At 67.5% G+C, this 22055-nt stretch carries 20 protein-coding genes; 14 read left to right on the forward strand and 6 right to left on the reverse strand.

Annotated features, from left to right (window positions below):
- The first annotated feature begins 75 nt into the window (after positions 1-75).
- From HLH21_RS07030 to HLH21_RS07055, 6 genes are all read left to right on the forward strand, one after another.
- Positions 76-1131, forward strand: a complete 1056-nt coding sequence (locus tag HLH21_RS07030) for a PhoH family protein (protein WP_182942726.1) — start codon at positions 76-78, stop codon at positions 1129-1131.
- Positions 1132-1174: 43 nt separating this feature from the next.
- Positions 1175-1687, forward strand: coding sequence for an rRNA maturation RNase YbeY (ybeY, locus tag HLH21_RS07035; RefSeq protein WP_246379368.1), 513 nt, complete (start codon positions 1175-1177; stop codon positions 1685-1687).
- Complete coding sequence (locus HLH21_RS07040) at positions 1684-2625, forward strand: hemolysin family protein (RefSeq protein ID WP_182942730.1); 942 nt, start codon at positions 1684-1686, stop codon at positions 2623-2625. Before ybeY ends, HLH21_RS07040 begins: the two co-directional genes overlap by 4 nt.
- Before the next feature lie 56 nt (positions 2626-2681).
- The gene (panS, locus tag HLH21_RS07045; protein ID WP_281375020.1) at positions 2682-3629 is read left to right on the forward strand and encodes a ketopantoate/pantoate/pantothenate transporter PanS; all 948 of its coding nucleotides are present in this window, start codon (positions 2682-2684) and stop codon (positions 3627-3629) included.
- Positions 3630-3703: 74 nt separating this feature from the next.
- Positions 3704-4324 (forward strand): thioredoxin domain-containing protein, encoded by a 621-nt coding sequence (locus HLH21_RS07050; RefSeq protein ID WP_182942734.1) that lies wholly within the window; start codon positions 3704-3706, stop codon positions 4322-4324.
- Between the two features lie 16 nt (positions 4325-4340).
- Positions 4341-8879 carry an AAA family ATPase gene (locus HLH21_RS07055; protein ID WP_182942736.1) on the forward strand — a complete coding sequence of 1513 codons (4539 nt, stop codon included), beginning with the start codon at positions 4341-4343 and terminating at the stop codon, positions 8877-8879.
- Positions 8880-8942: 63 nt separating this feature from the next.
- On the opposite strand, the gene HLH21_RS07060 is transcribed toward HLH21_RS07055, so the two are convergent.
- Entirely contained in the window at positions 8943-10463 is a 1521-nt protein-coding gene (locus tag HLH21_RS07060; RefSeq protein ID WP_182942738.1) for an acetyl-CoA hydrolase/transferase family protein, read from the reverse strand.
- A 216-nt stretch (positions 10464-10679) separates the two neighbouring features.
- Here HLH21_RS07060 and HLH21_RS07065 point away from each other — a divergent pair, with 216 nt between their 5' ends.
- The 6 genes from HLH21_RS07065 (at position 10680) to HLH21_RS07090 (ending at position 14852) form a co-directional block, all read left to right on the forward strand.
- Positions 10680-10985, forward strand: a complete 306-nt coding sequence (locus HLH21_RS07065; protein ID WP_246379369.1) for a hypothetical protein — start codon at positions 10680-10682, stop codon at positions 10983-10985.
- A 200-nt stretch (positions 10986-11185) separates the two neighbouring features.
- Positions 11186-11998 (forward strand): metallophosphoesterase, encoded by an 813-nt coding sequence (locus tag HLH21_RS07070; RefSeq protein ID WP_246379370.1) that lies wholly within the window; start codon positions 11186-11188, stop codon positions 11996-11998.
- A gap of 103 nt (positions 11999-12101) precedes the next feature.
- On the forward strand, positions 12102-12413 hold the full coding sequence (locus HLH21_RS07075) for a chorismate mutase (protein ID WP_264811746.1): 312 nt from the start codon (positions 12102-12104) through the stop codon (positions 12411-12413).
- A complete protein-coding gene (locus HLH21_RS07080; protein WP_182942746.1) occupies positions 12413-12970 on the forward strand; it encodes a SixA phosphatase family protein in 558 nt (185 codons plus the stop codon). Before HLH21_RS07075 ends, HLH21_RS07080 begins: the two co-directional genes overlap by 1 nt.
- Before the next feature lie 197 nt (positions 12971-13167).
- On the forward strand, positions 13168-14466 hold the full coding sequence (gltA, locus tag HLH21_RS07085) for a citrate synthase (protein WP_182942748.1): 1299 nt from the start codon (positions 13168-13170) through the stop codon (positions 14464-14466).
- Between the two features lie 152 nt (positions 14467-14618).
- Positions 14619-14852: a hypothetical protein gene (locus HLH21_RS07090; protein WP_182942750.1), complete on the forward strand. Its 234-nt coding sequence runs from the start codon at positions 14619-14621 to the stop codon at positions 14850-14852.
- Positions 14853-14890: 38 nt separating this feature from the next.
- On the opposite strand, the gene HLH21_RS07095 is transcribed toward HLH21_RS07090, so the two are convergent.
- A complete protein-coding gene (locus HLH21_RS07095) occupies positions 14891-15145 on the reverse strand; it encodes a hypothetical protein (RefSeq protein WP_182942752.1) in 255 nt (84 codons plus the stop codon).
- A 203-nt stretch (positions 15146-15348) separates the two neighbouring features.
- Here HLH21_RS07095 and HLH21_RS07100 point away from each other — a divergent pair, with 203 nt between their 5' ends.
- Positions 15349-16107: an orotate phosphoribosyltransferase gene (locus HLH21_RS07100; protein WP_182942754.1), complete on the forward strand. Its 759-nt coding sequence runs from the start codon at positions 15349-15351 to the stop codon at positions 16105-16107.
- A gap of 13 nt (positions 16108-16120) precedes the next feature.
- Here the strand turns inward: HLH21_RS07100 and murI are convergent, their stop codons facing one another.
- A complete protein-coding gene (gene murI, locus HLH21_RS07105; protein WP_182942756.1) occupies positions 16121-16918 on the reverse strand; it encodes a glutamate racemase in 798 nt (265 codons plus the stop codon).
- A 53-nt stretch (positions 16919-16971) separates the two neighbouring features.
- Positions 16972-17976 (reverse strand): polyprenyl synthetase family protein, encoded by a 1005-nt coding sequence (locus tag HLH21_RS07110; protein WP_182942758.1) that lies wholly within the window; start codon positions 17974-17976, stop codon positions 16972-16974.
- 115 nt (positions 17977-18091) lie between these two features.
- Here HLH21_RS07110 and HLH21_RS07115 point away from each other — a divergent pair, with 115 nt between their 5' ends.
- Positions 18092-18937 (forward strand): tRNA1(Val) (adenine(37)-N6)-methyltransferase, encoded by an 846-nt coding sequence (locus tag HLH21_RS07115; protein ID WP_246379371.1) that lies wholly within the window; start codon positions 18092-18094, stop codon positions 18935-18937.
- 33 nt (positions 18938-18970) lie between these two features.
- On the opposite strand, the gene HLH21_RS07120 is transcribed toward HLH21_RS07115, so the two are convergent.
- Both HLH21_RS07120 and HLH21_RS07125 read right to left on the reverse strand, forming a co-directional pair.
- Positions 18971-19990 carry a ribonucleotide-diphosphate reductase subunit beta gene (locus HLH21_RS07120; RefSeq protein WP_182942760.1) on the reverse strand — a complete coding sequence of 340 codons (1020 nt, stop codon included), beginning with the start codon at positions 19988-19990 and terminating at the stop codon, positions 18971-18973.
- Positions 19991-20104: 114 nt separating this feature from the next.
- Positions 20105-22048, reverse strand: a complete 1944-nt coding sequence (locus tag HLH21_RS07125) for a ribonucleoside-diphosphate reductase subunit alpha (RefSeq protein ID WP_182942762.1) — start codon at positions 22046-22048, stop codon at positions 20105-20107.
- Between the last annotated feature and the right edge of the window lie 7 nt (positions 22049-22055).

The raw sequence follows: 22055 nt of genomic DNA on the forward strand, positions 1-22055 counted from the left end.
TCACCGGTCCTGTCCGGCCAGCGCCCGACAGGCGCCCCCCTCCCCCAGGATCCGTCGCGGCATGGTTCCGACACCATGCGGACGGTTACCCTTCAGTTCGACGACAATGCCCTGCTGGCGATGCTCGTCGGGGATCATGACCGTCATCTTCTTCTTCTCGAACGCGGATTCGGCGTGCGGCTGTCCTGCCGCGGCAACCGCATCGCCATCAACGGCGAGGCCGGACGTGTCGAGAGCACCCGCCTCGCCCTGACCGGCCTCTACCGCAAGCTGGAATCCGGAACCCGGCTGGATACCGCCGAAATCGAGGCGGCAATCCGCATGGCCGCTCCCGCCCGTTCCCCCATGTCCCATCCGGCGACGGAAGGAAGGTCGAGCATGTCCCCCGAAGGCACGAGCCTGCTGTCCCTCTCCAACCTTCCCGCGATCCGCACGCGGCGGGGCGCCATCGCCCCACGCTCGGCGGGCCAGGCCGCCTACATGGAAATGCTGGCCCAGACCGAAATGGTGTTCGGCGTCGGGCCGGCCGGCACCGGCAAGACCTATCTGGCCGTCGCACAGGCGGTGGCGATGCTCCAGGCCGGTCAGGTCGACCGGATCGTGCTGTCCCGCCCCGCCGTCGAGGCCGGCGAACGGCTGGGCTTCCTGCCCGGCGACATGAAGGACAAGATCGACCCGTATCTGCGCCCGCTGTACGACGCCCTGCACGACATGATGCCGGGCGATCAGGTGGTGCGCCGCATGGGCACCGGCGAAATCGAGGTGGCGCCGCTGGCCTTCATGCGCGGGCGCACCCTGGCGCATTCCTTCGTCATCCTCGACGAGGCGCAGAACACCACCTCGGCGCAGATGAAGATGTTCCTGACCCGCATGGGCACGGGCACGCACATGGTGGTGACCGGCGACCTCAGCCAGGTGGACCTGCCCCATGGCGTGCCGTCGGGCCTGCGCGACGCGGTGGATACGCTGGAGGGCCTGCCCGGAATCGGCATCACGCGCTTCGAATCCCGCGACGTCGTGCGTCACCCGCTGGTCGCGCGCATCGTGGACGCCTATGATCAGCGGGCGGCGGCCGAAAGGGATATGTCCCGCAGCAGGGCGCGCCGGGAGAACAATGGAACCTCGAAGTAGCCAGAACTCCGCCAGTCCTGACGGAGTCCCGGAAATATCGCCGATGGCCGGTCCGGCCGTCGGCTTTTCCCCCCCTTTGCCTCGTGACGAGGCGGAAGTCGACGTGATCGTGGCCGATCCGCGCTGGCATGGCGCCGTCCCCCGGGTGGGGGCGCTTGTCCAGCGTGCCGTCCGGGCGGCGTGGGAGGCCGGCGGACCGGCGCCCATCACCATCGTGCTGGACAGCGATCGCGCCATCCGGCGGCTGAACGCCCGGCACCGGAACAAGAACAAGCCGACCAATGTGCTGACGTTCGAATACCCGGCCGGGCAGCCGGGGGGCGACGTCATGATCGCGCTGGACACCGTCCGGCGCGAGGCCAGGGCCGCCGGCCGCCCGATCCGCCATCATCTGATGCACCTGGTGGTCCACGGGATCCTGCATCTGCGCGGCCATGACCATCACCAGGCCGGCGAGGCGCGACAGATGGAAATGGAGGAATCCCGGATTCTCGGACGTCTCGCCGTCCCGAACCCGTGGAAAAACCGGGCCGGCATGGCGGGGGGCGACCAATGAACCGCCCTCCGCCCGACCCGGCCCCGCCCGAGAACGGGTCGGCCCGGGCCGACGACGCCGCGCCGGCCGCCAGACCGCGCAGCCGCGGCCTGCGCGCGCTGTTCGGGCGACGGCGGGTCGAACAGGGGCTGCGCCATTCGATCGCCGCCCTGGTTCAGGAAGCCGACGAGGCCGAAGGCGACGGCAACGGCGAGGCCTCGGAACTGGACCGTCAGGAACGCGCGCTGATCGCCAATGTGCTGCGCCTGCGCGGGATCACCGCCGACGACGTGATGATCCCCCGCGCCGACATCGTGGCGATGCCGGTGGCCCTGAGCCTGGACGACGCGCTGGCGCTGATGCGGCGGGAAAACCATTCCCGCATGCCCGTCTACCGCGAACAGTTGGACGACATCGTCGGCATGATCCACGTGAAGGATCTGATCGCCTACGCCGGCACCAGCGAAGCCTTCAATGTCGAGTCCCTGTTGCGCCAGCCCCTGATGGTGGCGCCGCAGATCCCGGTGCTGGACCTGCTGTTGCAGATGCGCCAGCGGCGCGTCCATCTGGCGCTGGTCATCGACGAATACGGCGGCGTCGATGGCCTGGTGACGATCGAGGATCTGGTGGAGACCATCGTCGGCGACATTTCCGACGAACATGACGAACCGACCGCCGTGCTGATCCAGGAACGTCCGGACGGCACGTTCGACGTCGATGCCCGGATGCCGGTGGCGCAGTTCGAGGCCCGCATGGGCCCGATCCTGACCGAAGCCGAGCGCGAGGCGGAAATCGAGACGGTCGGCGGACTGGTCTTCTTCCTCGCAGGGCACGTGCCGACGCGCGGCGAGGTCCTGACCCACGGCAGCGGCCTGGTCTTCCGGGTGCTGGACGCCGATTCGCTGCATATCCGCAAGGTGCGCGTCCGGCTGCCCACGCCGCCGGTCCCGCCCCCCTGATCCCTATGGCCGGCCGGGCGCGCGCTCGTCCGGCCCCCACACGCGGACCCTCATTCTTGCAGATCCTCACCCGCCTGTTTCCCCTGTGGGCGATCCTGGTCTCGGCCGCCGCGATCGGCGCGCCGGGGCCGTTTCTGGCCCTGTCGCCCGCGATCACGCCGCTGCTGGCCTTCGTCATGTTCACGATGGGGGTCACGCTGACGGCGGCGGATTTCCGGCGCATCGCCGTGCGTCCCGCGCCGGTCCTGGCCGGGATCGGGCTGCATTACACCGTCATGCCGCTGGCGGCGTGGCTGGTGTCGTGGCTGCTGGACATGCCCCCCGCCCTCAGGGTCGGCATGATCCTGGTCGGCAGCGTCTCCAGCGGAACCGCGTCGAACGTCATGATCTATCTTGCCCGGGGGGATGTCGCGCTATCCGTCAGCATCAGCACGCTCTCGACCCTGGTGGGCATCGTCGCCACCCCGTTCCTGACCCGCCTGTATGTCTCGACCGACGTCGCGGTGAATGTCTGGGGCCTGCTGCGTAGCATCGTCGAACTGGTCGCCCTGCCCGTCATCGGCGGCGTCGCGGTCAATGCCTTCGCCGGCCGCCTGGTCCGGCGCGTCGAGCCCGCCTTGCCGCTGGTCGCCATGGTGGCGATCATGGCGATCATCGGCTCCATCGTCGCGGCGACGCGCCCGGCGCTGGGTTTTGCCGGACCGGTGATCCTGCTGGCCGTGGTGCTGCACAACGGCATCGGCCTGCTGGGCGGCTATTGGGGCGGCCGCCTGCTGCGCCTGGACGAAAGCACCTGCCGGACGTTGGCGATCGAGGTCGGCATGCAGAATTCCGGCCTGGCCGCCACGCTGGGGCGCCTGTATTTCGGCCCGCTGGCCGCGTTGCCGGGGGCGATCTTTTCAGTATGGCACAATATCTCGGGCTCGGCCCTGTCGGCATGGTGGGCCGGGCGGCCGACCGGGGCGACCACGCCGTCGCTGGCCGCCGTTACGCGCGCACCTTGACGTTCACGCGCTTTGTGGGCTCTGTCCCCTTTCACGCGACCCCTTCGTCCCAGCCTGCCGGAGACCGTTCAGCCATGTCCGTTACGCGCCGCACCCTGCTTGCAACCGCGACCCCCGCCCTGCTGTTCGGGCCGCAGCTGGTCGCCGGCACGGCCCGGGCGGCCACCGATCCGCGCATGTCCGTCCGCGCGGCGGGCAACCCCGCCGCCCGCGTTCATGTCGAGGAATGGTTTTCCCTCACCTGCACCCATTGCGCGCGCTTCGCGTCCGAAGTCTTCCCCGAGGTCCGGACCAAGCTGATCGACACCGGGAAGGTCTATTACATCTTCCGCGATTTCCCCCTCGACCAGATCGCCCTGATGGCCGCCATGGTCGCCCGCACCCTGCCGCCGGAACGGTACGAGCCCTTCGTGCTGTCACTGCTGTCCAGCCAGGACCGCTGGGCCTTCGCGCGCGACGTCAATCCGCAGGACGAGTTGCAGAAGATGGCCGCGCTGGCCGGCATGCCGGCCGACCTGTTCCAGAAGACGGTCGCCGACGACACGCTGCGCCAGGCCATCATGGACGAGGAAAACCGCGCGCAGGCGCTCTACAAGATCGAGGGCACGCCGACCTTCCGCTTCAACGACAAGGTCCAGATCGGGCAGGAAATGACCTACGACGCCTTCGCCCAGCAGGTCGCCTCGGCCGCCTGATCCGGCTTCCGGTTCCATGACCGCCCGTTTCGTCCGGCTGCGTATCGTCGGGTTCAAGAGCTTCGCCGACCCCGTTTCGGTCGAAATCCTGCCGGGGCTGACGGGCATCGTCGGCCCGAACGGGTGCGGCAAGTCCAACGTCGTCGAGGCCCTGCGCTGGGCGATGGGCGAATCCTCCGCCCGGTCGCTGCGCGGCGGGGAAATGGACGACCTGATCTTCGCCGGGACAGCCGCCCGCGCGGCGCGCAACCTGGCCGAGGTCACGCTGACGCTGGAAGGCACGACCGGCATTGCCCCGCCGCCGCTGCACGACCAGGACGAATTGCAGATCAGCCGGCGCGCCGAACGCGGGGCCGGCAGCGACTACCGCGTCAACAGCAAGCCCATTCGCGCGCGCGACGTGCAGACCCTGTTCGCCGACCTGGCGTCCGGCGCGCGGTCCTCTGCCATGGTCAGCCAGGGACGTGTTTCGGCCCTGGTCAACGCCCGGCCCGAGGAACGGCGTTCGATCCTCGAGGAAGCCGCCGGGATCACCGGCCTGCACGCCCGCCGGCACGAGGCGGAACTGAAGCTGCGCGCCACCGAAACCAATCTGTCGCGCGCCGACGACCTGCGCGTGCAGTTGGAAGGCCATCTGGACAATCTGCGCGACCAGTCGCAGCAGGCCCGCCGCTACCGCGAGATATCCTCCGGCCTGCGCGAGGCCGAAACCACGCTGCTGGCCCTGCTGCATGCCCGCGCCCGGCTGGCGGTCGAACGTGCGGGGGCCACCGCCCGCCAGGCCCGCCAGGCCCTGACCCAGGCTGAGGAATCGGCCGAAAGCGCCGTCATCGCGGAATTCGAGGCCAATCGCGACATTCCCGCCCTGCGGACCCGGACGGACGAAAGCCGTACGGTGCTGGAACGCCAGAAACTGATCGCCGAAGGCATCGCGCAGGAAGAACACCGCGCCGCCGAGGCGGCCTCGGCGGCCACCGAACGCCTCCGCCAGGGCGAAAGCGACCATCAGGCCGCCCAGGCCCGGCAGACCGACGCGCAGGACAATGTGTCGCGCCTTCAGGCGGAACGTCACGCCATCGAGACACGGCTGGCCACCCTGCCGGCCGATATCGCCGACGCCGATGCGGCATTGCAGGCAGCGACGGCCGGCGTCCGCGCCGCCGAAGACACGCTGGAACGCGCCACCGCCGACGCCGGCACCACGCACAGCCGCATCCGCCAGACCGCCGAGGCCCACCGGGACGCCCTGGCCCGCCATCAGCGCCTGGAGACGCAATACGGACAGTTGGCGGCGCAACTGGACACGCTACGCCAGTCCCTTCCCGACCAGGACACGCTGGACGCCCACGCCGCCGCCCTGGCCGTGGCGTCCGAAACGCTGGCGCAGGCGCGGACCGGGCTGGAACAGGCCACACAGGCGCAGGCCGACGCCGTACTGGCGGCCGACCTGGCCCGCAACGCGGCCGCCGAGGCCCGACGCCTGCACGGCGACGCGCGACAGAGCCTGACCCAGACAGCGGAACGTGCGACCGCCCTGCACAGGCAACAGGAGGCCCTGCAACGCCGCCAGGCCGACGCGCTGTCGCAGCAGGTCGCGCAGGATCGGCGCGACGCCCTGCGCGACAGGCTGACGGCGGCCGAATCGGCCCTGGCGACGGCCCGCGCCGCCCTCGAGCAGGCGGAACTGGACCGGCAGGCCGCGTCGGCCGCGCAGATCGACGCCCGCGCCCGGGTGCAGGAGGCCGGAACCCGGCGCGCCGGTCTGGCCTCCGCCCTGCAAAACGCCGAATCGGCGCACACCCGCGCGGTGGCGCGGTTCCAGGCGCTGGACCGCGACCTGGCGCAGGCCCGTGCCGGGGCGGTGGACCCCGACAGGCTGATCGCCGCACGCGTCGCCCGCGAGCAGGCCGAACAGGACGTCGCCCGCTCCGGGCAGGCGCTGGACACCGCCGAGGCCGATCTGGCCGCCCGCACGGCCGCACGCGACACGGCGGCGCAGCATCTGTCGGACGTCAAGGCCGACCTCTCGCGGCTCGAGGCCCAGGCCGACGGGCTGACACAGGCGCTGGCAGCCGATGAAGGCGATGCCGGTATCCGGGGGGTCGTGGACGACATCACGGTGCCGGACGGGCTGGAAGCCGCCCTGGCCGCCGCCCTGGCCGACGGGCTGGATGCGTCGATCCAGCCGGACACCCCGCGCCTGTGGCATCGCCTGCCGGAAATCGCAACACAGGGGCTTCCGGGCCACGGCACCGTGCCGCTCTCCACGCTGGTCACGGCCCCGCCGGCCCTGGCCCGGGCGCTGGGCGCCATCGGATTGCTGGCCGACGGCGAGGATGGCGCGCCGTTGCAGGTGCAGTTGCATCCCGGCCAGAGCCTGGTGCGCCGCGATGGCGCCTTCTGGCGCTGGGACGGCTATCGGCTGGCGCCGGGCCTGCCCAGCCGCGCGGCGCTGCTGCTGCAACAGCGCAACCGCCTGCGCGAAACCACGGCGGCGCTGGCGGCCCGCCGCGCGGATCTGCCGGCCGCGCAGGCCGATCAGGCCGCGACCGAATCCGCCCGCGCCCAGGCCGCCGAGGCCGTAACCCAGGCCCGGGCAGAGCGCACGCGGATCGAGGCCATCCTGCGCCAGACCCGCGCGGACGAAGCCGAGATCAGCCGGCTGGACGCCACCGTCCGCGCGCGGCTGGACACCGTGCTGCCGCAACACGAACAGGCCGTCCAGGCCAGGACCGAATCCGAGGCCGCGCTGGCCGCCGCGCGACAGGCCCTGTCCGACCTTCCGGACGAGGCCCGGTTGCGGCACGACCATGACGCCACCCGCCAGCGGGAACAGGCCGCGCAGGCGGCGGAAAGCGCGGCCCGCGAGGCCCGTCGCCAGGCCGAAACGACGCTCGAGGCCGCCCGGCGCGACGCCGGAGACGCCACGGCCCGCCATGACGAGGCCGAAACCCGCCTGGCCACGATCGTCCCCGAACTGGAGCGCATCGTCCGCGAGGCCGAGCAGGCCGAAGCCGCCCGGCAGGCGGCCGAACAGGCGCTGTCCGGCCTGCCCCCGGTCCAGGACGCCGAAACCGCCCTGGCCGCCGCCCAGTCGCAGGTGGCGCAGACGACGCAGGCGCTGGACGCCGCGCGCCAGTACCGGCTGGACGCCGAGCAGGCGCTGGAACAGGCGCAATCCGCCCAGTCCGCCCTTCAGACCACCCTGATCGAAACCCGCAGCGCGATCGAGGCCCAGGCGCCGAGGCTGGCGACACTGGCCGAGGAACGGGACGACGCAGCCCAGACCCTGGCGCGGATCGTCACGGAACAGGCGACCCTGCCCGACCCGGATGCGATCGCCGAACAGATCCGGACCCTGCGCCAGGGGCTGGCGACGGCCCGCCAGGCCGAGGACACCGCCCGCGAACGCCGCGCCGCCCTGGCCGGCGAGGACCAGACGGCGCAGGCGCGCCTCGCGGGCCTGCGGGACGCCATCGCCGACTGGTCCGCCCGGCACGACGCCGCCGCCGCCGAGGCCGGGCAAACCGCTGCACGGCTGGACGCCACCCGTGCCGAACATGCGCGCCTGTCCGCCCTGCCCGACGAAGTCGTCCGCACGCGCGAGACGACGCGCGAGGCCCTGCTGCGGGCCGAGGCCGCGCATGAGGCGGCCACCGGCGCGCTTGCGGCGGCCGAAGCCGCCCTGTCCCAGGCCCAGGCCGGCCGGCGGGACGCCGACGCGGCGCTGGCGACCGCCCGCGAGGGTCTGCTGCGCGCCGAAGGGCGGCACGAACAGGCCGAAGCCATCCTGACCCAGCTTCTGACCGAAACGCCCGAACCGCCCGGCGTCGTGCCACCCGACCTGACGGAAGCGGCCGAAAGCAGCCTGCGCCGCAAGATCGCCCGCCTGGCACGCGAACGCGAGGACATGGGGCCGGTCAATCTGCGCGCCGAACTGGAAGCCGACGAGGCCGAGACCCGCATCGCCGTCATCCAGACCGAAAAGGACGAGCTGGAAACCGCCATCGCCCGCCTGCGCGGGTCGATCGGCGCCCTGAACCGCGAGGGGCGCGAGCGGCTGCTGGCGGTGTTCACCGAGGTGGACCAGCATTTCCAGGCCCTGTTCGCCCGCATGTTCAATGGCGGCCGGGCGCATCTGGGCATGGTGGGCAATGACGATCCGTTGCAGGCTGGCTTGGAAATCTACGCCCAGCCGCCGGGCAAGAAGCTGGCGACCCTGTCGCTGCTGTCGGGCGGCGAGCAGGCATTGACCGCCCTGTCGCTGATCTTCGCGGTGTTCCGCTGCAACCCCGCACCGATCTGCGTCCTCGACGAAGTGGATGCGCCGCTGGACGATGCCAACGTAGGCCGGTTCTGCGCCCTGCTGGGCGACATGGTGGCCGAGGCCGGCACGCGCTTCCTGGTCGTCACGCACCATCAACTGACGATGGCGCATATGGACCGGCTTTATGGCGTGACGATGCAGGAACGCGGGGTCAGCCGTGTCCTGTCCGTCGACCTGGAACACGCCTCGACCATGGCCGGACAGGCCCGGGCGAACGCCACGGCCTGAGGGCCCGGACCCCGATCGTGGATGGCATCCCCCGACCCGCATGGGGTCGGGGGGCGCTGTCCGTCAGGTCGGCAGCATCGAGCCGGTTTCGATGAACCGCTGGTGCCACGACAGCGATTCCTTCAGCAGGTGCGGCGATTGCAGGCCGTAGGAACCTTCCTTCGCGCGCTTGAAGTAATCCTGCAGCATCGGCCGGTAATCGGGATGCGCGCAGTTCCTGATGATGGTTTCCGCGCGCTGCTTGGGCGACAGGCCGCGCAGGTCGGCCAGGCCCTGCTCGGTCACCAGGACCTGAGAATCCTGCGTGATATGATCGACATGCGACGCCATCGGCACGATCGCCGAGATCTTGCCCCCCTTGGCGGTGGACGGCGTCATGAAGACCGAGATGTAGGCGTTGCGCGCAAAGTCGCCCGAACCGCCGATGCCGTTCTGCACGCGCGACCCCATGATCTGGGTCGAATTGACGTGGCCGTAGATGTCCGATTCGATCAGCCCGTTCATCGCGATGCATCCCAGGCGGCGGATCAGTTCGGGATGATTGCTGATGTCCTGCGGCCGCAGGATGATCTTGGACCGGAATTCGGCCATGCGCGCATTCAGCGATTCGGCGGCCTCGGGGCTGAGGGAGAATGCCGTGGCCGATGCGACGCGCATCTTGCCGGACTCCAGCATGCCCAGCATGCCGTCCTGAATGACCTCGGTGAAGGCCGTCAGATCCTCGAACGGGCCTTCCTCCAGGCCACCCATCACCGCATTGGCGACGTTGCCCACGCCGGATTGCAGCGGCAGCAGCGACTGCGGCAGCCGCCCGCGCGCGACCTCATGGCGGAAGAATTCCATCAGATGGCCGGCAATCGCCTTGGCCGCCGCATCGGGGGGCGAGAACGGGGCGTTACGGTCCGGGGCAAAGGTCTCGACAACCGCGACGACCTTGGACGGATCGACCCGTAGCGTCGTCTGGCCGATCCGGTCATCCGGCCGCAGCAACGGAATCGGCTGGCGCTCGGGCGGCAGGGCGGTGCCGTACCAGATGTCGTGCATGCCCTCCAGCGCCGCATCCTGCCAGCTGTTGACCTCGATAATCACCTGGCGCGCGGATTCGATCCACGTCTTGTTGTTGCCGACCGACGAGGACGGGACGATGGTGCCGTCCTCGCGGATGGCGACGGCCTCGATGACCGCGACGTCCATTTCGCCGCAGAAGCCCTGCCAGACGATCGGGGCGACATGGCTGAGATGCATGTCGAGATATTCGGCCTCGCCCTTGTTAATCAGGCCGCGCAGCGTGGCGTCCGAATTGTAGGGCATGCGGAACGAGATGCCATTGACCTTCGCCAGCGCCCCATCCAGTTCCGGCCCTGTCGAGGCGCCAGTGAACAGGCGGATGCGAAACGGATTTCCCTTGTCGTGCTCGACGCCCATGATCGCCGCCAGCGCCTGGGGGACGGCCTTGGGGTAGCCCGACCCCGTAAAGCCGCTCATGCCGACCATGGCGCCGGGGCGAATGTGGGAAGCAGCCTCCTCGGCAGTCGTTACTTTTGCCCGGAAGGCCGCATTCCGGATTCGGCTGTGATCGATCATGGAACCTTTCCTCGTATCTTTTCATTTTATGTCGTGGGTAGAGTGCAGAATCCCTGTCCCACGTTCGGCGGCGACGCCTGTCCCGGTCCGCATCCAACCGGCTGGTCTGACTGGCGGCCCCAACCCGCTCGTTCCTATATGACGCACAATCTCTTCTCTTTCCCGCGCAGCGCGTCACAACAAAAGAGTGTTACAGCGATGACCTGTTCCGTCGTCTTGACCGCACCGACCGAACGCGAGCGCCGGATCGGCCTGCTGCTGGCGCGTGCGCCGCACCGCCTGCGCGGGGCGGTGACGTGGCTGCGGGTGCCATCACGCCGGCACTGGCGCCTGCTGTCGGGCGGGCTTCTGATTCTAGGCGGTTTCCTGTTCATCCTTCCGTTTCTGGGGCTCTGGATGCTGCCGCTGGGCATGCTGCTGCTGTCCGAGGACATCGCCGTCCTGCGTCGCGGCGTGGACCGCTGCCTGGCCTATATCGAACAGAACCATCCCGGCTGGATGGGCCTACCCGACCAAAAATGAATGGCAGGCATGCAAAATTCGTTCCTATTTTCCTGTCCACCCATGACCTGACGCGGCAGTCTGTTCCAATCATCCCGGACCACGCCCTTTCCGCGTCGCCCACCATTTGCCGGCGCGGACATGGCAAAGGGGGATGTCCATACCAATGTCACGGGATGGAACATGCCGTCGCCCCTCTGTCGCCAGAAACGGACATTCGATTGGACCGCAGCCAGCCTTCCGGACCCGCACCGCCCTTCCCCGCCGACGATCTGCCATCGCCCGGCCTGCCGCCCTCCGCGCCGCCTGATCCGGTGCTCGCCACCTATGACAGCGCCGTCGTCGAACGGCTGATCGCGGGGCGCCCGATTCGGGTGGTGGGCGACGTCCATGGCGACCTGCGGGCCTTTCGCCACGCGGTGGCCACCGACCGTTTCGTGATCCAGCTGGGCGACCTTGTGGACCATGGGCCTGACAGCGTGGGCACGTTCCGCCTGATGCAGCGCCTGCTGGACGAGGGACGCGGGCTGTTCATCCTGGGCAACCACGACCGCAAGCTGGCCCGTGCGCTGGCGGGCCACAAGCTGCGCCGCGACGCGCCGTTGACGGAAACGCTGCGGCAGTTCGAGACACCGGAGAACGAGGACGTGCGGCGCAGGGCGTGGCGCGACATCGCCCAGGCCCCGCCGTGGCTGGTGCTCGGGCGACGGATCTTCGTGCATGGCGGCTTTCATTCCCGGATGCTGACGGAAGCGCCGCCGTCCGGGCTGGGCGCGGTCACCCCCGTCCTGTCGCGGGCGCTGTTCGGCGAAACGACGGGACGCATGCAGAAAGACGGCTACCCCGAACGCCGCCTGAACTGGGTCGACCATATCCCGGCGGGTTACACTGTCTATTGCGGGCACGACCGGCGCTCGACGGACGGGCGCCCGTGGGTTCGCGCGGGTCGCGCGGGGGGCAATTCGGTCTTTACCGATACCGGCGCCGGCAAGGGCGGGCATCTGGCATGGATCGACCTGCCCGACGACGCCTGAAAACCTGTATGATGATATGATGTTGCCGATCAACATTCAGGAGCATGTTCACGTGAGCGACAGCACGGCCATCGATACGACAGTCGCGCCCCCCCAGGGCGGCATACAGGAAGGCGCGCGGGAAACCCTGCTGGCGCTGCGCCGGAGCATCGACAATATCGACGCCGCGCTGATCTACATGCTGGCCGAACGATTCCGCCACACCCAGGCCGTGGGCGAGCTGAAGGCCCGCCACGCCATGCCGGCCGCCGATACCGAGCGTGAGGCGCGACAGGTCCGACGGCTGCGCGACCTCGCGGCGGCGGCGCAGCTCGACCCCGATTTCGCCGAGAAGTTCCTGGCCTTCATCATCAAGGAAGTCATCCGCCATCACGAGGCGATCGCGCGTAAGACCAACGGAAACGGCGCCCCCTGATGCAGGACCTGTCCAAACGCGGTGACACCGCCCCGGGCGCGCGCATGCTGGTCCTGATGCGCCATGCCGAGGCCTTCCACGCCCCGCATGGCGATCTGGGCCGGGCCAGCGACCTGTCCCGTCCCCTGACGCCGTCGGGACGCCGCAAGGCGGGGCAACGGGGAACACAACTGCGCGAGATCGGCTTCCATCCCGACCTGGTCCTGGTCAGCCCGGCCATCCGCTCCAGCGAGACCTATACCGCCCTGGGCCCCTTCCCCGCCGCCCCGGCCCCCACCGTCGCGCAAGAGGCCGGCCTTTATGAATCGGGTCCGGACACCATCCTCGACATCATTCGGCTGATCCCAGATATGTTTAATAATATCATGGTAATAGGCCACAATCCGGACCTGTATCATCTGGTCCTGGACCTGGCGGGACGAGCCATCGATGACCCGGACAAATCCATCCTGAGCCGGGGTTTTCCCACCGCGTCCGTCGCCTGTTTCCGGATCCACGGTCCCTGGCACGAACTGGCTGCAAAACGGGCCGTTCTTTCCCTGGTGCTATGCGCCTGACGGCATGACGGACCCCGCGTCGGCGGAGTTGCCACATTTGTCGTTTCGTCCTTATCTCGGGCGCATGCCTGCCGTCCCCGAACGGGGGCGCATCAGTGGGCCACGCGACGAACTGTCACGCAGAGGACAGGGTGCCCGCAGGTTTGGGATGAGATCTGTCGCACCAGAAGGCGGCGAACGACCAAGAGGAGAGTTTGATGACCGAGTCAGGAAAAGTGGCCACCGTCTCGCTGGAAGGCAAAACCGCCAGTCTGCCGGTCCTGTCCGGGGTGCTGGGACCGGACGTCCTGGATATCCGCAAGATCGCCGCCGACCTCGGCGTCTTCACGTTCGATCCGGGTTATGGCGAAACGGCGTCGTGCGAGAGCAAGATCACGTTCATCGACGGCGGCAAGGGCGTGCTGCTGCATCGCGGGTATCCGATCTCGCAGCTTGCCGAACAGGCGACGTTCATGGAGGTCGCGCACCTGCTGCTGAACGGCGAACTGCCGACCCGGGCACAGAACGATGCGTTCGTCTCCACCATCAAGTCGCATACGCTGCTGCACGAGCAGATCCGGAATTTCTTCAATGGCTTCCGCCGCGACGCCCATCCGATGGCGATCCTGTGCGGCACCGTCGGCGCCCTGTCGGCCTTCTATCACGAAGGCACCGACATCTCGAACGCCGCCAGCCGCGAACTGTCGGCGATGCGCCTGATCGCCAAGCTGCCGACGATCGCGGCCTGGGCCTATAAATACACGCAGGGCGAAGCGTTCGTATATCCGCGCAACGACCTGAACTATGCCGAAAACTTCCTGTCGATGATGTTCGCGCATCCGTCCGAGCCGTACGTGGTCAACCCCGTCCTGGCGCGCGCGATGGACCGGATCCTGATCCTGCATGCCGACCACGAACAGAATGCCTCGACCTCGACGGTGCGTCTGGCGGGTTCGACGGGCGCCAATCCGTTCGCCTGTATCGCCGCCGGCATCGCCGCCCTGTGGGGGCCCGCCCACGGCGGCGCCAACGAGGCCGTGCTGAAGATGCTGGCCGAGATCGGCAGCAAGGACAATATTCCCGACTTCATCTCCAAGGTGAAGGACAAGAACAGCGGCGTGCGGCTGATGGGATTCGGTCACCGCGTCTACAAGAACTTCGACCCCCGGGCGAAGATCATGCAGGCGACCTGCCACGAGGTCCTGAGTGAACTCGGCATCAAGGACGACCCCTTGCTGGACCTGGCGATCGAACTGGAAAAGATCGCCATCCACGACGAATATTTCGTCAAGCGCAGCCTGTATCCGAACGTCGATTTCTATTCGGGGATCATCCTGAAGGCGATGGGCATTCCCACCAGCATGTTCACCGTCCTGTTCGCCGTCGCCCGCACCGTCGGCTGGATCAGCCAGTGGAAGGAAATGATCGAGGAACCCGGCCAGCGCATCGGCCGTCCGCGCCAGCTTTACACCGGCTCCCCCCAGCGCGACTTCCCGTCCTACGACCAGCGCGGCTGAGCGCACATTCCACCATGGGGCTGGCGGCAACGCCACCCCTTCGGCGGAAAAGCCGGCCCCCTTTGGGGGCCGGCTTTTTTGTCTGTCCAATAGATGAGGGCAAGCGGCAGAATATCGGCTATCGACGCCAACGATCCGGATAGGGACTGAACATGGAAAAAATTCCGAACCGGGCCTGGTTCAAACCCAAGACATTCGGCTACGGCGCATCGCCTGCCTCATGGCAGGGATGGCTTGCAACGGCGATTTTCGTCGTCGTCTTCCTCGCCGCGACGCTCAGTCTTCGCGGCGTGGGGCGATGGATCGCCGATGGCGTCCTGCTGGCAGGCTTTGTGGCGTTGGTTTACGCCAAAACAGACGGTGAGTGGCGTTGGCGTGGTTTGTAGAGCAGGTCGCGTTCAGGCGGTAAAGCGCGCCGCCCCAATCAATCGCACAGGCATCCCGCCGTCGGCCCCTGGTCGCGGCGGATGACATGATGGTCGATCCATTCGGACACCAGACGCCGCGCCTCGTTCAACGAGGATTCGGGATGGTGGATCCGGTACAGGGTCGTACACGCATGGAATGCCGACATGTCGCCGGTCCCAACGTCGCGCAGCTCCTGATAGGCGGTCACCACCGCACGCTCGCAATTCCGCACAATCCTGCCGGTCTCGACATCCACTGCTCTCACCCTCATTTGCGAACGATTTGCAATTACGTAATGATAGCGTCTTCACCCTATGCAGGCAAGGAAAACCCCTGCCGCAGGACCACGCTTCCCATTTCCGCCCGAGAAGCAGCAGCATCCCCTGCCCGACCTTTCCCGGAGCATGGATTTTCCAGCCTGTTCCCGCTAAGCCTCATCCACCAGTCACGTAATAATCCGGAGATACAGGCGGCATGAGCGACATGACAGGAAACGGGGCGGGCCTCTCGACGGGCTCCACAGCCTGGGACCGGGACGCCGCCCTGACGACGGCCAAGTTGCTGCTCGAAATCAAGGCCGTCAATTTCCGACCCGAGGAGCCGTACACCCTGACGTCGGGGTGGAAATCGCCGGTCTATATCGATTGCCGGCGCATCATTTTCTTCCCGCGCGCCCGCGCCAAGATCGTCGAACTGGGCGTCGAGAAGATCGGGCGTCATGTGGGCTATGAAAGCATCGACGCCGTGGTCGGCGGCGAAACCGCCGGCATTCCCTTTGCCGCCTGGATCGCCGACCGGATGATGGCGCCCATGGCCTATGTCCGCAAGAAGCCCAAGGGTTTCGGCCGCAACGCCCAGATCGAGGGCGACGTGCCCGAAGGCATGCGTACCCTGCTGGTCGAGGACCTGACGACGGACGGGTCGTCCAAGGTCCGGTTCGCCAAGGCGCTGCGCGACGCCGGGGCGATCGTGGATCATACGTTCGTGGTCTTCTTCTACGGCGTGTTTCCCGGCGCGCATCGCACCCTGGCGGACATGAACATCTCGTTGCATGCCCTGTGCACCTGGTGGGACGTGCTGGAAGCCTGTGCGGGGCGGCCCTATTTCTCGGAAAAAGCCGCGGCCGAAGTCCGGCGCTTCCTGGAAGACCCCTGCGGGTGGTCCGCGCGCCACGGGGGCGTCGGCAGCGCCGAAGAGGCCCTCGCGTTCAAAGGCGCACAAGCCCAGGGGTGATCCGCCTGGGCTTTCAGAACCGCTCGAACACAGTCAGCCCAAAACGCGCCAGACTGCCCCGAAAGGCGGCAGTCGGCGCGAAGGGGCCGGTGAAAACGGCAACCCCCGGCGGGGGATCATCAGGCCAGGACTGCCCCTGGGTCAGGTAGGCCACGCGACGCGCGATGCCGGCGCCCCCATCGACGAAGGCCAGCGGGCGCGGAGCGACGGCGATCAGGCGATCGGCGACCAGCGGAAAATGGGTGCAGGCCAGGACGATCGTGTCGATGGACGCGCCATCCGGCTGGCCAAGCAGGCCGGCCAGGACCTCGCGATAGGCATCGTCGGGCGTCTCCTCGCCGCGAAGATGGGCCTCGGCCAGTTCGACCAGCCGCGCCGAGCCATGGCGCAGGACCACGCAATCGGCGGCATAATCGGCACTCAGCCGGTCCACATAGGGCTGGCGCACCGTGGCCTCGGTGCCCAGCACCCCGATCACACGGGTGCGGGAGGCCAGCGCCGCGGGACGGATCGCGGGCACGGTCCCGACCACGGGCAGGTCCAGCACCGCCCGCATCGTCCCCAGCGCGATGGTGCAGGCGGTGTTGCAGGCATTGACGACCAGACGGGGACGATAATGCGCCGCCAGCCGGCCCAGCAGGGCGGGAACGCGGCCGGCGATCTCGGCCTCGGATTTCAGGCCGTAGGGAAAGAAGGCATTGTCGGCCACATAGACGATAGGGGCGCGCGGCAGCAGGGCACGCGTGGGGGCAAGGACCGACAGCCCGCCGACGCCCGAATCGAAAAAGAGGATGGGACGACGGTCAGCCATGCGCGGGTCGCGGGTCCGTTTGAAGAAACGTGTTCCGACGATCGCGGCGTGCCCTAGCGGGCACGGCTGACGGTGTAGCCGGCCGTATCCTGCAACAGGCGGCGCAGACGGCTTTCGGGGAAGATCTCCAGCGCGTCGCGTGCCGCCTGCGCGTAGACGGCGGCACGACTCAGCGTGGTCTCGATCGCATTGGTGGCCTCGATCAGCGACAGGGCCCGATCCAGGTCTTCCGGGCTCTGCTCGCTGTCCTCGATGACGCGGCGCCAGAAGATCCGGTCCTCGTCGCTGCCGGCGGCGTAGGCCGCCAGGATGGGCAGGGTGATCTTGCCTTCGCGGAAATCGTCCCCGACCGTCTTGCCCAGGATCGCCTGGTCGGCGGCATAATCCAGCGCGTCATCGACCAGCTGGAAAGCCATGCCCAGGTTGGTGCCGTAGGATTCAAGCGCCAGTTCCTCGGCCTCGGGCCGACCCGCGACGACCGCGCCGACACGACACGCAGCGGCGAACAGGGCCGCGGTCTTGCCGTGAATGACCTCCAGATACTGTTCGATCGACGTCGACAGGTCATTCTGGGTCGACATCTGCAGGACTTCGCCCTCGGCGATCGTCGCGGACGCCGAGGACAGGATGGCCATGACTTTCAGCGACCCGTCGTCGGTCATCAGCTGGAACGAGCGGGCAAACAGGAAATCGCCCACCAGGACCGACGCCTTGTTGCCGAACACCGCATTGGCGCTGGCCAGGCCGCGCCGCAGCAGGCTGTCGTCGACCACGTCGTCGTGCAGCAGGGTCGCCGTATGAATGAATTCGACGCAGGCGGCGAGGGAGACATGGCGCTGGCGAGTCGGTCCGGGCTCGTATCCGCACAGGCGCGCCGATGCCAGGGTCAGCAGCGGACGCAGGCGCTTGCCGCCCGCCGCGACCAGATGGGCGGCAAGCTGCGGGATCAGGGCAACCGGGCTGTCCATCCGTTCGACGATCGCGCGGTTGCATGCCGCCATATCGTCGCCAAGATAGTCCGACAATTCCCGCAGCGCCGCTTCCGTTCCGTCCGCCATCGGATTGGTCGCCCCTTTGTCTTTCGCGCTTGCGGTTCGTTCGGATTCCGGCAGGGTGACTGCAACGCCCAAAAGGTTAAACTCCCCGGCTCCGTAGGATTGGTCTGCTGAACATATGAGCGGCGCAGGAATGACGGTCAAGCCGAAGGACACGATAGATGAGATCCCGCCGGATCAGGCATGCCCGGCGGACAAGCCGGGGTGCGAGGCGACCACGGCGGGAAGCCTGCTGGACGGCCGTATTCGCTACCGGCAGTTCCGGCAGGGATACCGCACGGGCCTGGAACCTGTCCTGATGGCGGCGCATGTCCCCGCGCGCCCCGGGGACCGGGTTCTGGAAGGCGGGTGCGGCGCCGGCGCGGGCCTGATGTGCCTTGCCCATCGGGTCGCCGAGGTGACGGGGGTGGGACTTGAACACGACCTCCCGACCGCCGGACTGGCGCAGGCCAATTTCGCCGATAACGGGTTCGACCGCCTGCATGTCGCGCGGACCACCCTGCCCGCCCTGCCGACGACCCTGTCCACCCTTGCCATGTTCCCGCCCGAGGGGGGATGGTTCGACCACGCCTTCGCCAATCCGCCCTGGCATCGCCACGACGCCACCGCCTCGCCCGACGCGCGGCGGGACCTGGCGCGCCGCCTCGCGTCCGCCGAGACCATCGCCGCCTGGGTCGGCAGCCTGGGGCGGCAGGTCCGCCGTCGCGGCACGCTGACGCTCGCCCTGCCGGCCGCCCTTCATGACGTAGCGGTTGCCTCCATGCGTGAACACGGGATCGGCGCGATCTCCATCTTCCCGTTCTGGCCCAAGGCCGGGCGGGCAGCCCGGATCGTACTGGTGCAAGGACGAATCGGATCGAAAGGCGACGCCGCCATCCTGCCCGGCCTGGTCCTGCACGAGGAGGACGGCCGTTTTACCCCTCGTGCGACATCGGTGCTGCGCGACGGGAGCGCCCTTGCCTAGAGGGCGCCCCGCCCTCCCTTGCCGGACGGGCGCTTACTGGAAAACGCTTTCCTCGAACGCTTCTTCCCACGAACCGGACGTGGACGCCCGGCTGTATTCGGTCGAGCGGTTTTCGAAGAAATTGGTGTGCTCGACGGCGTTGAGCATGTCGTCCAGCCACGGCAGCGGATTGCTGGGCACATTATACAGTGCGTCCAGCCCCAACTGATTCAGACGCCGGTCGGCGACGAAGCGGATGTAGGTCTTGACCGTGGCCGCATCCAGCCCCTCGACAGGCCCCATCTCGAACGCCAGATCGATGAAGGCGTCCTCGTGTTCGAGGATGTCGCGGCAGATCTGGCGGATGTCCTCCTGCAGGGCCTCGGTCCAGATCTCCGGGTTCTCCTGGATGAACACGCGGAACAGGCGCGCCATCGACAGGCAATGCAGGGTCTCGTCCCGCACCGACCACGAGACGATCTGCCCCATGCCCTTCAGCTTGTTGAAACGCGGGAAGTTCAGCAGGATCGCGAAGGATGCAAACAGCTGCAGCCCTTCGGTAAAGGCGCCGAACGCCGCCAGGGTCCGGGCGATCTCATATTTGCTGTCGACCGAGAAGCTCTGCATATAGTCATATTTATCCTTCATTTCCTTATATTTAAGGAAAGCCGAATATTCGCTCTCGGGCATGCCGATGGTATCGAGCAGATGACTGTAGGCGGCGATATGAATCGTCTCGATGTTCGAGAAGGCCGACAGCATCATCAGCACTTCGGTCGGTTTGAAGATCCGGCTGTAGTGCTTCATGTAACAATTGTTCACTTCCACGTCGGACTGCGTGAAGAAGCGAAAGATCTGCGTGACCAGGTGGCGCTCGCTTTCGGTCAGCGTGCGGTGCCAGTCCTTCACGTCGTCGGCCAGGGGCACTTCCTCGGGCAGCCAGTGAACACGCTGCTGGGTCAGCCACGCATCATAGGCCCACGGATAGCGGAACGGCTTGTAGACCGGATTGGCGGTCAGCAGGTCGAAATGCGGTTCGGCCCCGGATTGGGGCTGCTGTGACGTATCGCTCATGTCGTATTCTCCGGGAGGCGGAAGGCGCCGATGCGGGCCGGATGGGCCTGGTCCGGACGCATCTCCGTTCAGGACGGAACGGCGCCGGACCTCATGTGCTTTTACTGGGGGCCGTTACTGGCAGGCCAGGCATTCGTCGTAATCGGTCGAGGACGACGTCGCCGGTACGCCGGCCGGCGCGGCGGGCGTACCTTCCTGTTCCATGACGTCGCTCTTGCCCAGGATATTGCTGACCGTGTCCGCCCGCTGGATCGAGAGCGAGCGGCAATAATACAGGGATTTCACCCCCCGCTTCCACGCCAGGTAATGGATCTGGTGCAGGTCGCGCTTATGCACGTCCGCCGGCAGGAACAGGTTGATCGACTGGGCCTGGCAGATGAACGGGGCGCGATCGGCCGCATGTTCGACCACCCAGCGCTGATCCAGTTCGAAGGCGGTCTTGAACACGTCCTTTTCCTGCTGCGTCAGGAAGTCGAGATGCTGGACGCTGCCCTTGGTCAGGGTGATCGACGACCAGACCTCGTCCGTGTTCTGTCCCTTGTCGATCAGCAGCTTCAGTAGATGCCGGTTGCGGACGGTAAAGGACCCGGACAGGGTCTTCTGCAGGAAGACATTGGCCGCGATCGGCTCGATCCCCGGGCTGGCATTGCCCGCGATGATCGAGATCGACGCCGTGGGCGCGATGGCCAGCTTGTTGGAAAAGCGTTCCATGATGCCGTATTCCGCGGCATCCGGGCAGGCTCCGCGCAGTTCCGCCAGCTTACGCGACGCCGCATCGGCCTGTTCGCGAATATGCTTGAAAATCCGCTTGTTCCAGACCTTCGCGATCACGCTTTCGAAGGGAATCTCCTTCGCCTGCAGGAAGGAATGGAAGCCCATGACCCCCAGTCCCACCGACCGTTCGCGAGCGGCGGCGTATTTCGCCCGCTCCATGTCGTCGGGGGCGCGGTCGATGAAGTCCTGCAGCACGTTGTCGAGGAACAGCATCACGTCCTCGATGAAAAGCGGATCGTCCTTCCACTCGTCCCAGGTCTCGAGATTCAGGGACGACAGGCAGCAGACCGCCGTACGCTCCTTGCCATGATGATCCATGCCGGTCGGCAGGGTGATCTCGGCGCACAGGTTCGAGGTCTTGACCTCCAGCCCCGCCATCTTGTGATGCTCGGGCCGCGCGTTGTTCACATGGTCCGAATAGATGATGTAGGGCTCGCCCTGCTCCATCCGGGCCGTCAGGATGCGGATCCACAGCGACCGGGCCGAAATCTTGCGGATATGCGCGCCGTCCTTGGGCGACAGCAGCGCCCATTCGGCGTCGGCGGCGACCGCGCGCATGAAGGCGTCGGACACCAGCACGCCATGATGCAGGTTCAGCGCCTTGCGGTTCGGATCGCCGCCCGTGGGGCGTCGGATCTCGATGAATTCCTCGATTTCCGGATGCCAGACCGGCAGGTAGACGGCGGCGGACCCGCGACGCAGCGAGCCCTGGCTGATGGCCAGGGTCAGGCTGTCCATGACGCGGATGAAGGGGATGACGCCCGACGTCTTGCCGTTGCGCCCCACATCCTCGCCGATCGAGCGCAGATTGCCCCAGTACGAGCCGATGCCGCCCCCCTTGGACGCCAGCCAGACATTCTCGTTCCAGAGATCGACGATGCCGCGCAGGCTGTCGTTCGCTTCGTTCAGGAAGCACGAGATCGGCAGGCCGCGCGTCGTTCCGCCATTCGACAGGACCGGCGTCGCCGGCATGAACCAGTGGCGGGAAATATAGTCATACAGGCGCTGGGCATGCCCGGCATCGGCGCCGTAATAGGACGCCACCCGGCCGAACAGGTCCTGGTAGCTCTCGCCGTCCAGCAGATAGCGGTTATCCAGCGTCGCCTTGCCGAACGGCGTCAGCAGCGCGTCGCGCGACCGGTTCACCCGGACCGGATGATGGCCAGGAAGCTGAACGACGTCGTCGAACATGTCGGGGGTCTGGTCAACGCCGCGATCCTGGACAGGACCCCGGTCGTCGGCCGGACGATCAGACACAGTTCCGGATACGTCGTCCAGGCTCATCCATCAT

The organism is Gluconacetobacter johannae, assembly GCF_014174305.1.
GTDB lineage: Bacteria > Pseudomonadota > Alphaproteobacteria > Acetobacterales > Acetobacteraceae > Gluconacetobacter > Gluconacetobacter johannae.

Excerpts from the sequence above, each read along its gene's own strand:
- HLH21_RS07030 (WP_182942726.1), top strand. The coding sequence starts at position 76 with ATGCGGACGGTTACCCTTCAGTTCGACGACAATGCCCTGCTGGCGATG.
- ybeY (WP_246379368.1), top strand. The coding sequence starts at position 1,175 with ATGGCCGGTCCGGCCGTCGGCTTTTCCCCCCCTTTGCCTCGTGACGAG.
- HLH21_RS07040 (WP_182942730.1), top strand. The coding sequence starts at position 1,684 with ATGAACCGCCCTCCGCCCGACCCGGCCCCGCCCGAGAACGGGTCGGCC.
- HLH21_RS07050 (WP_182942734.1), top strand. The coding sequence starts at position 3,704 with ATGTCCGTTACGCGCCGCACCCTGCTTGCAACCGCGACCCCCGCCCTG.
- HLH21_RS07055 (WP_182942736.1), top strand. The coding sequence starts at position 4,341 with ATGACCGCCCGTTTCGTCCGGCTGCGTATCGTCGGGTTCAAGAGCTTC.
- HLH21_RS07060 (WP_182942738.1), bottom strand. The coding sequence starts at position 10,463 with ATGATCGATCACAGCCGAATCCGGAATGCGGCCTTCCGGGCAAAAGTA.
- HLH21_RS07080 (WP_182942746.1), top strand. The coding sequence starts at position 12,413 with ATGCAGGACCTGTCCAAACGCGGTGACACCGCCCCGGGCGCGCGCATG.
- gltA (WP_182942748.1), top strand. The coding sequence starts at position 13,168 with ATGACCGAGTCAGGAAAAGTGGCCACCGTCTCGCTGGAAGGCAAAACC.
- HLH21_RS07090 (WP_182942750.1), top strand. The coding sequence starts at position 14,619 with ATGGAAAAAATTCCGAACCGGGCCTGGTTCAAACCCAAGACATTCGGC.
- HLH21_RS07095 (WP_182942752.1), bottom strand. The coding sequence starts at position 15,145 with ATGAGGGTGAGAGCAGTGGATGTCGAGACCGGCAGGATTGTGCGGAAT.
- HLH21_RS07100 (WP_182942754.1), top strand. The coding sequence starts at position 15,349 with ATGAGCGACATGACAGGAAACGGGGCGGGCCTCTCGACGGGCTCCACA.
- murI (WP_182942756.1), bottom strand. The coding sequence starts at position 16,918 with ATGGCTGACCGTCGTCCCATCCTCTTTTTCGATTCGGGCGTCGGCGGG.
- HLH21_RS07110 (WP_182942758.1), bottom strand. The coding sequence starts at position 17,976 with ATGGCGGACGGAACGGAAGCGGCGCTGCGGGAATTGTCGGACTATCTT.
- HLH21_RS07115 (WP_246379371.1), top strand. The coding sequence starts at position 18,092 with ATGAGCGGCGCAGGAATGACGGTCAAGCCGAAGGACACGATAGATGAG.
- HLH21_RS07120 (WP_182942760.1), bottom strand. The coding sequence starts at position 19,990 with ATGAGCGATACGTCACAGCAGCCCCAATCCGGGGCCGAACCGCATTTC.
- HLH21_RS07125 (WP_182942762.1), bottom strand. The coding sequence starts at position 22,048 with ATGAGCCTGGACGACGTATCCGGAACTGTGTCTGATCGTCCGGCCGAC.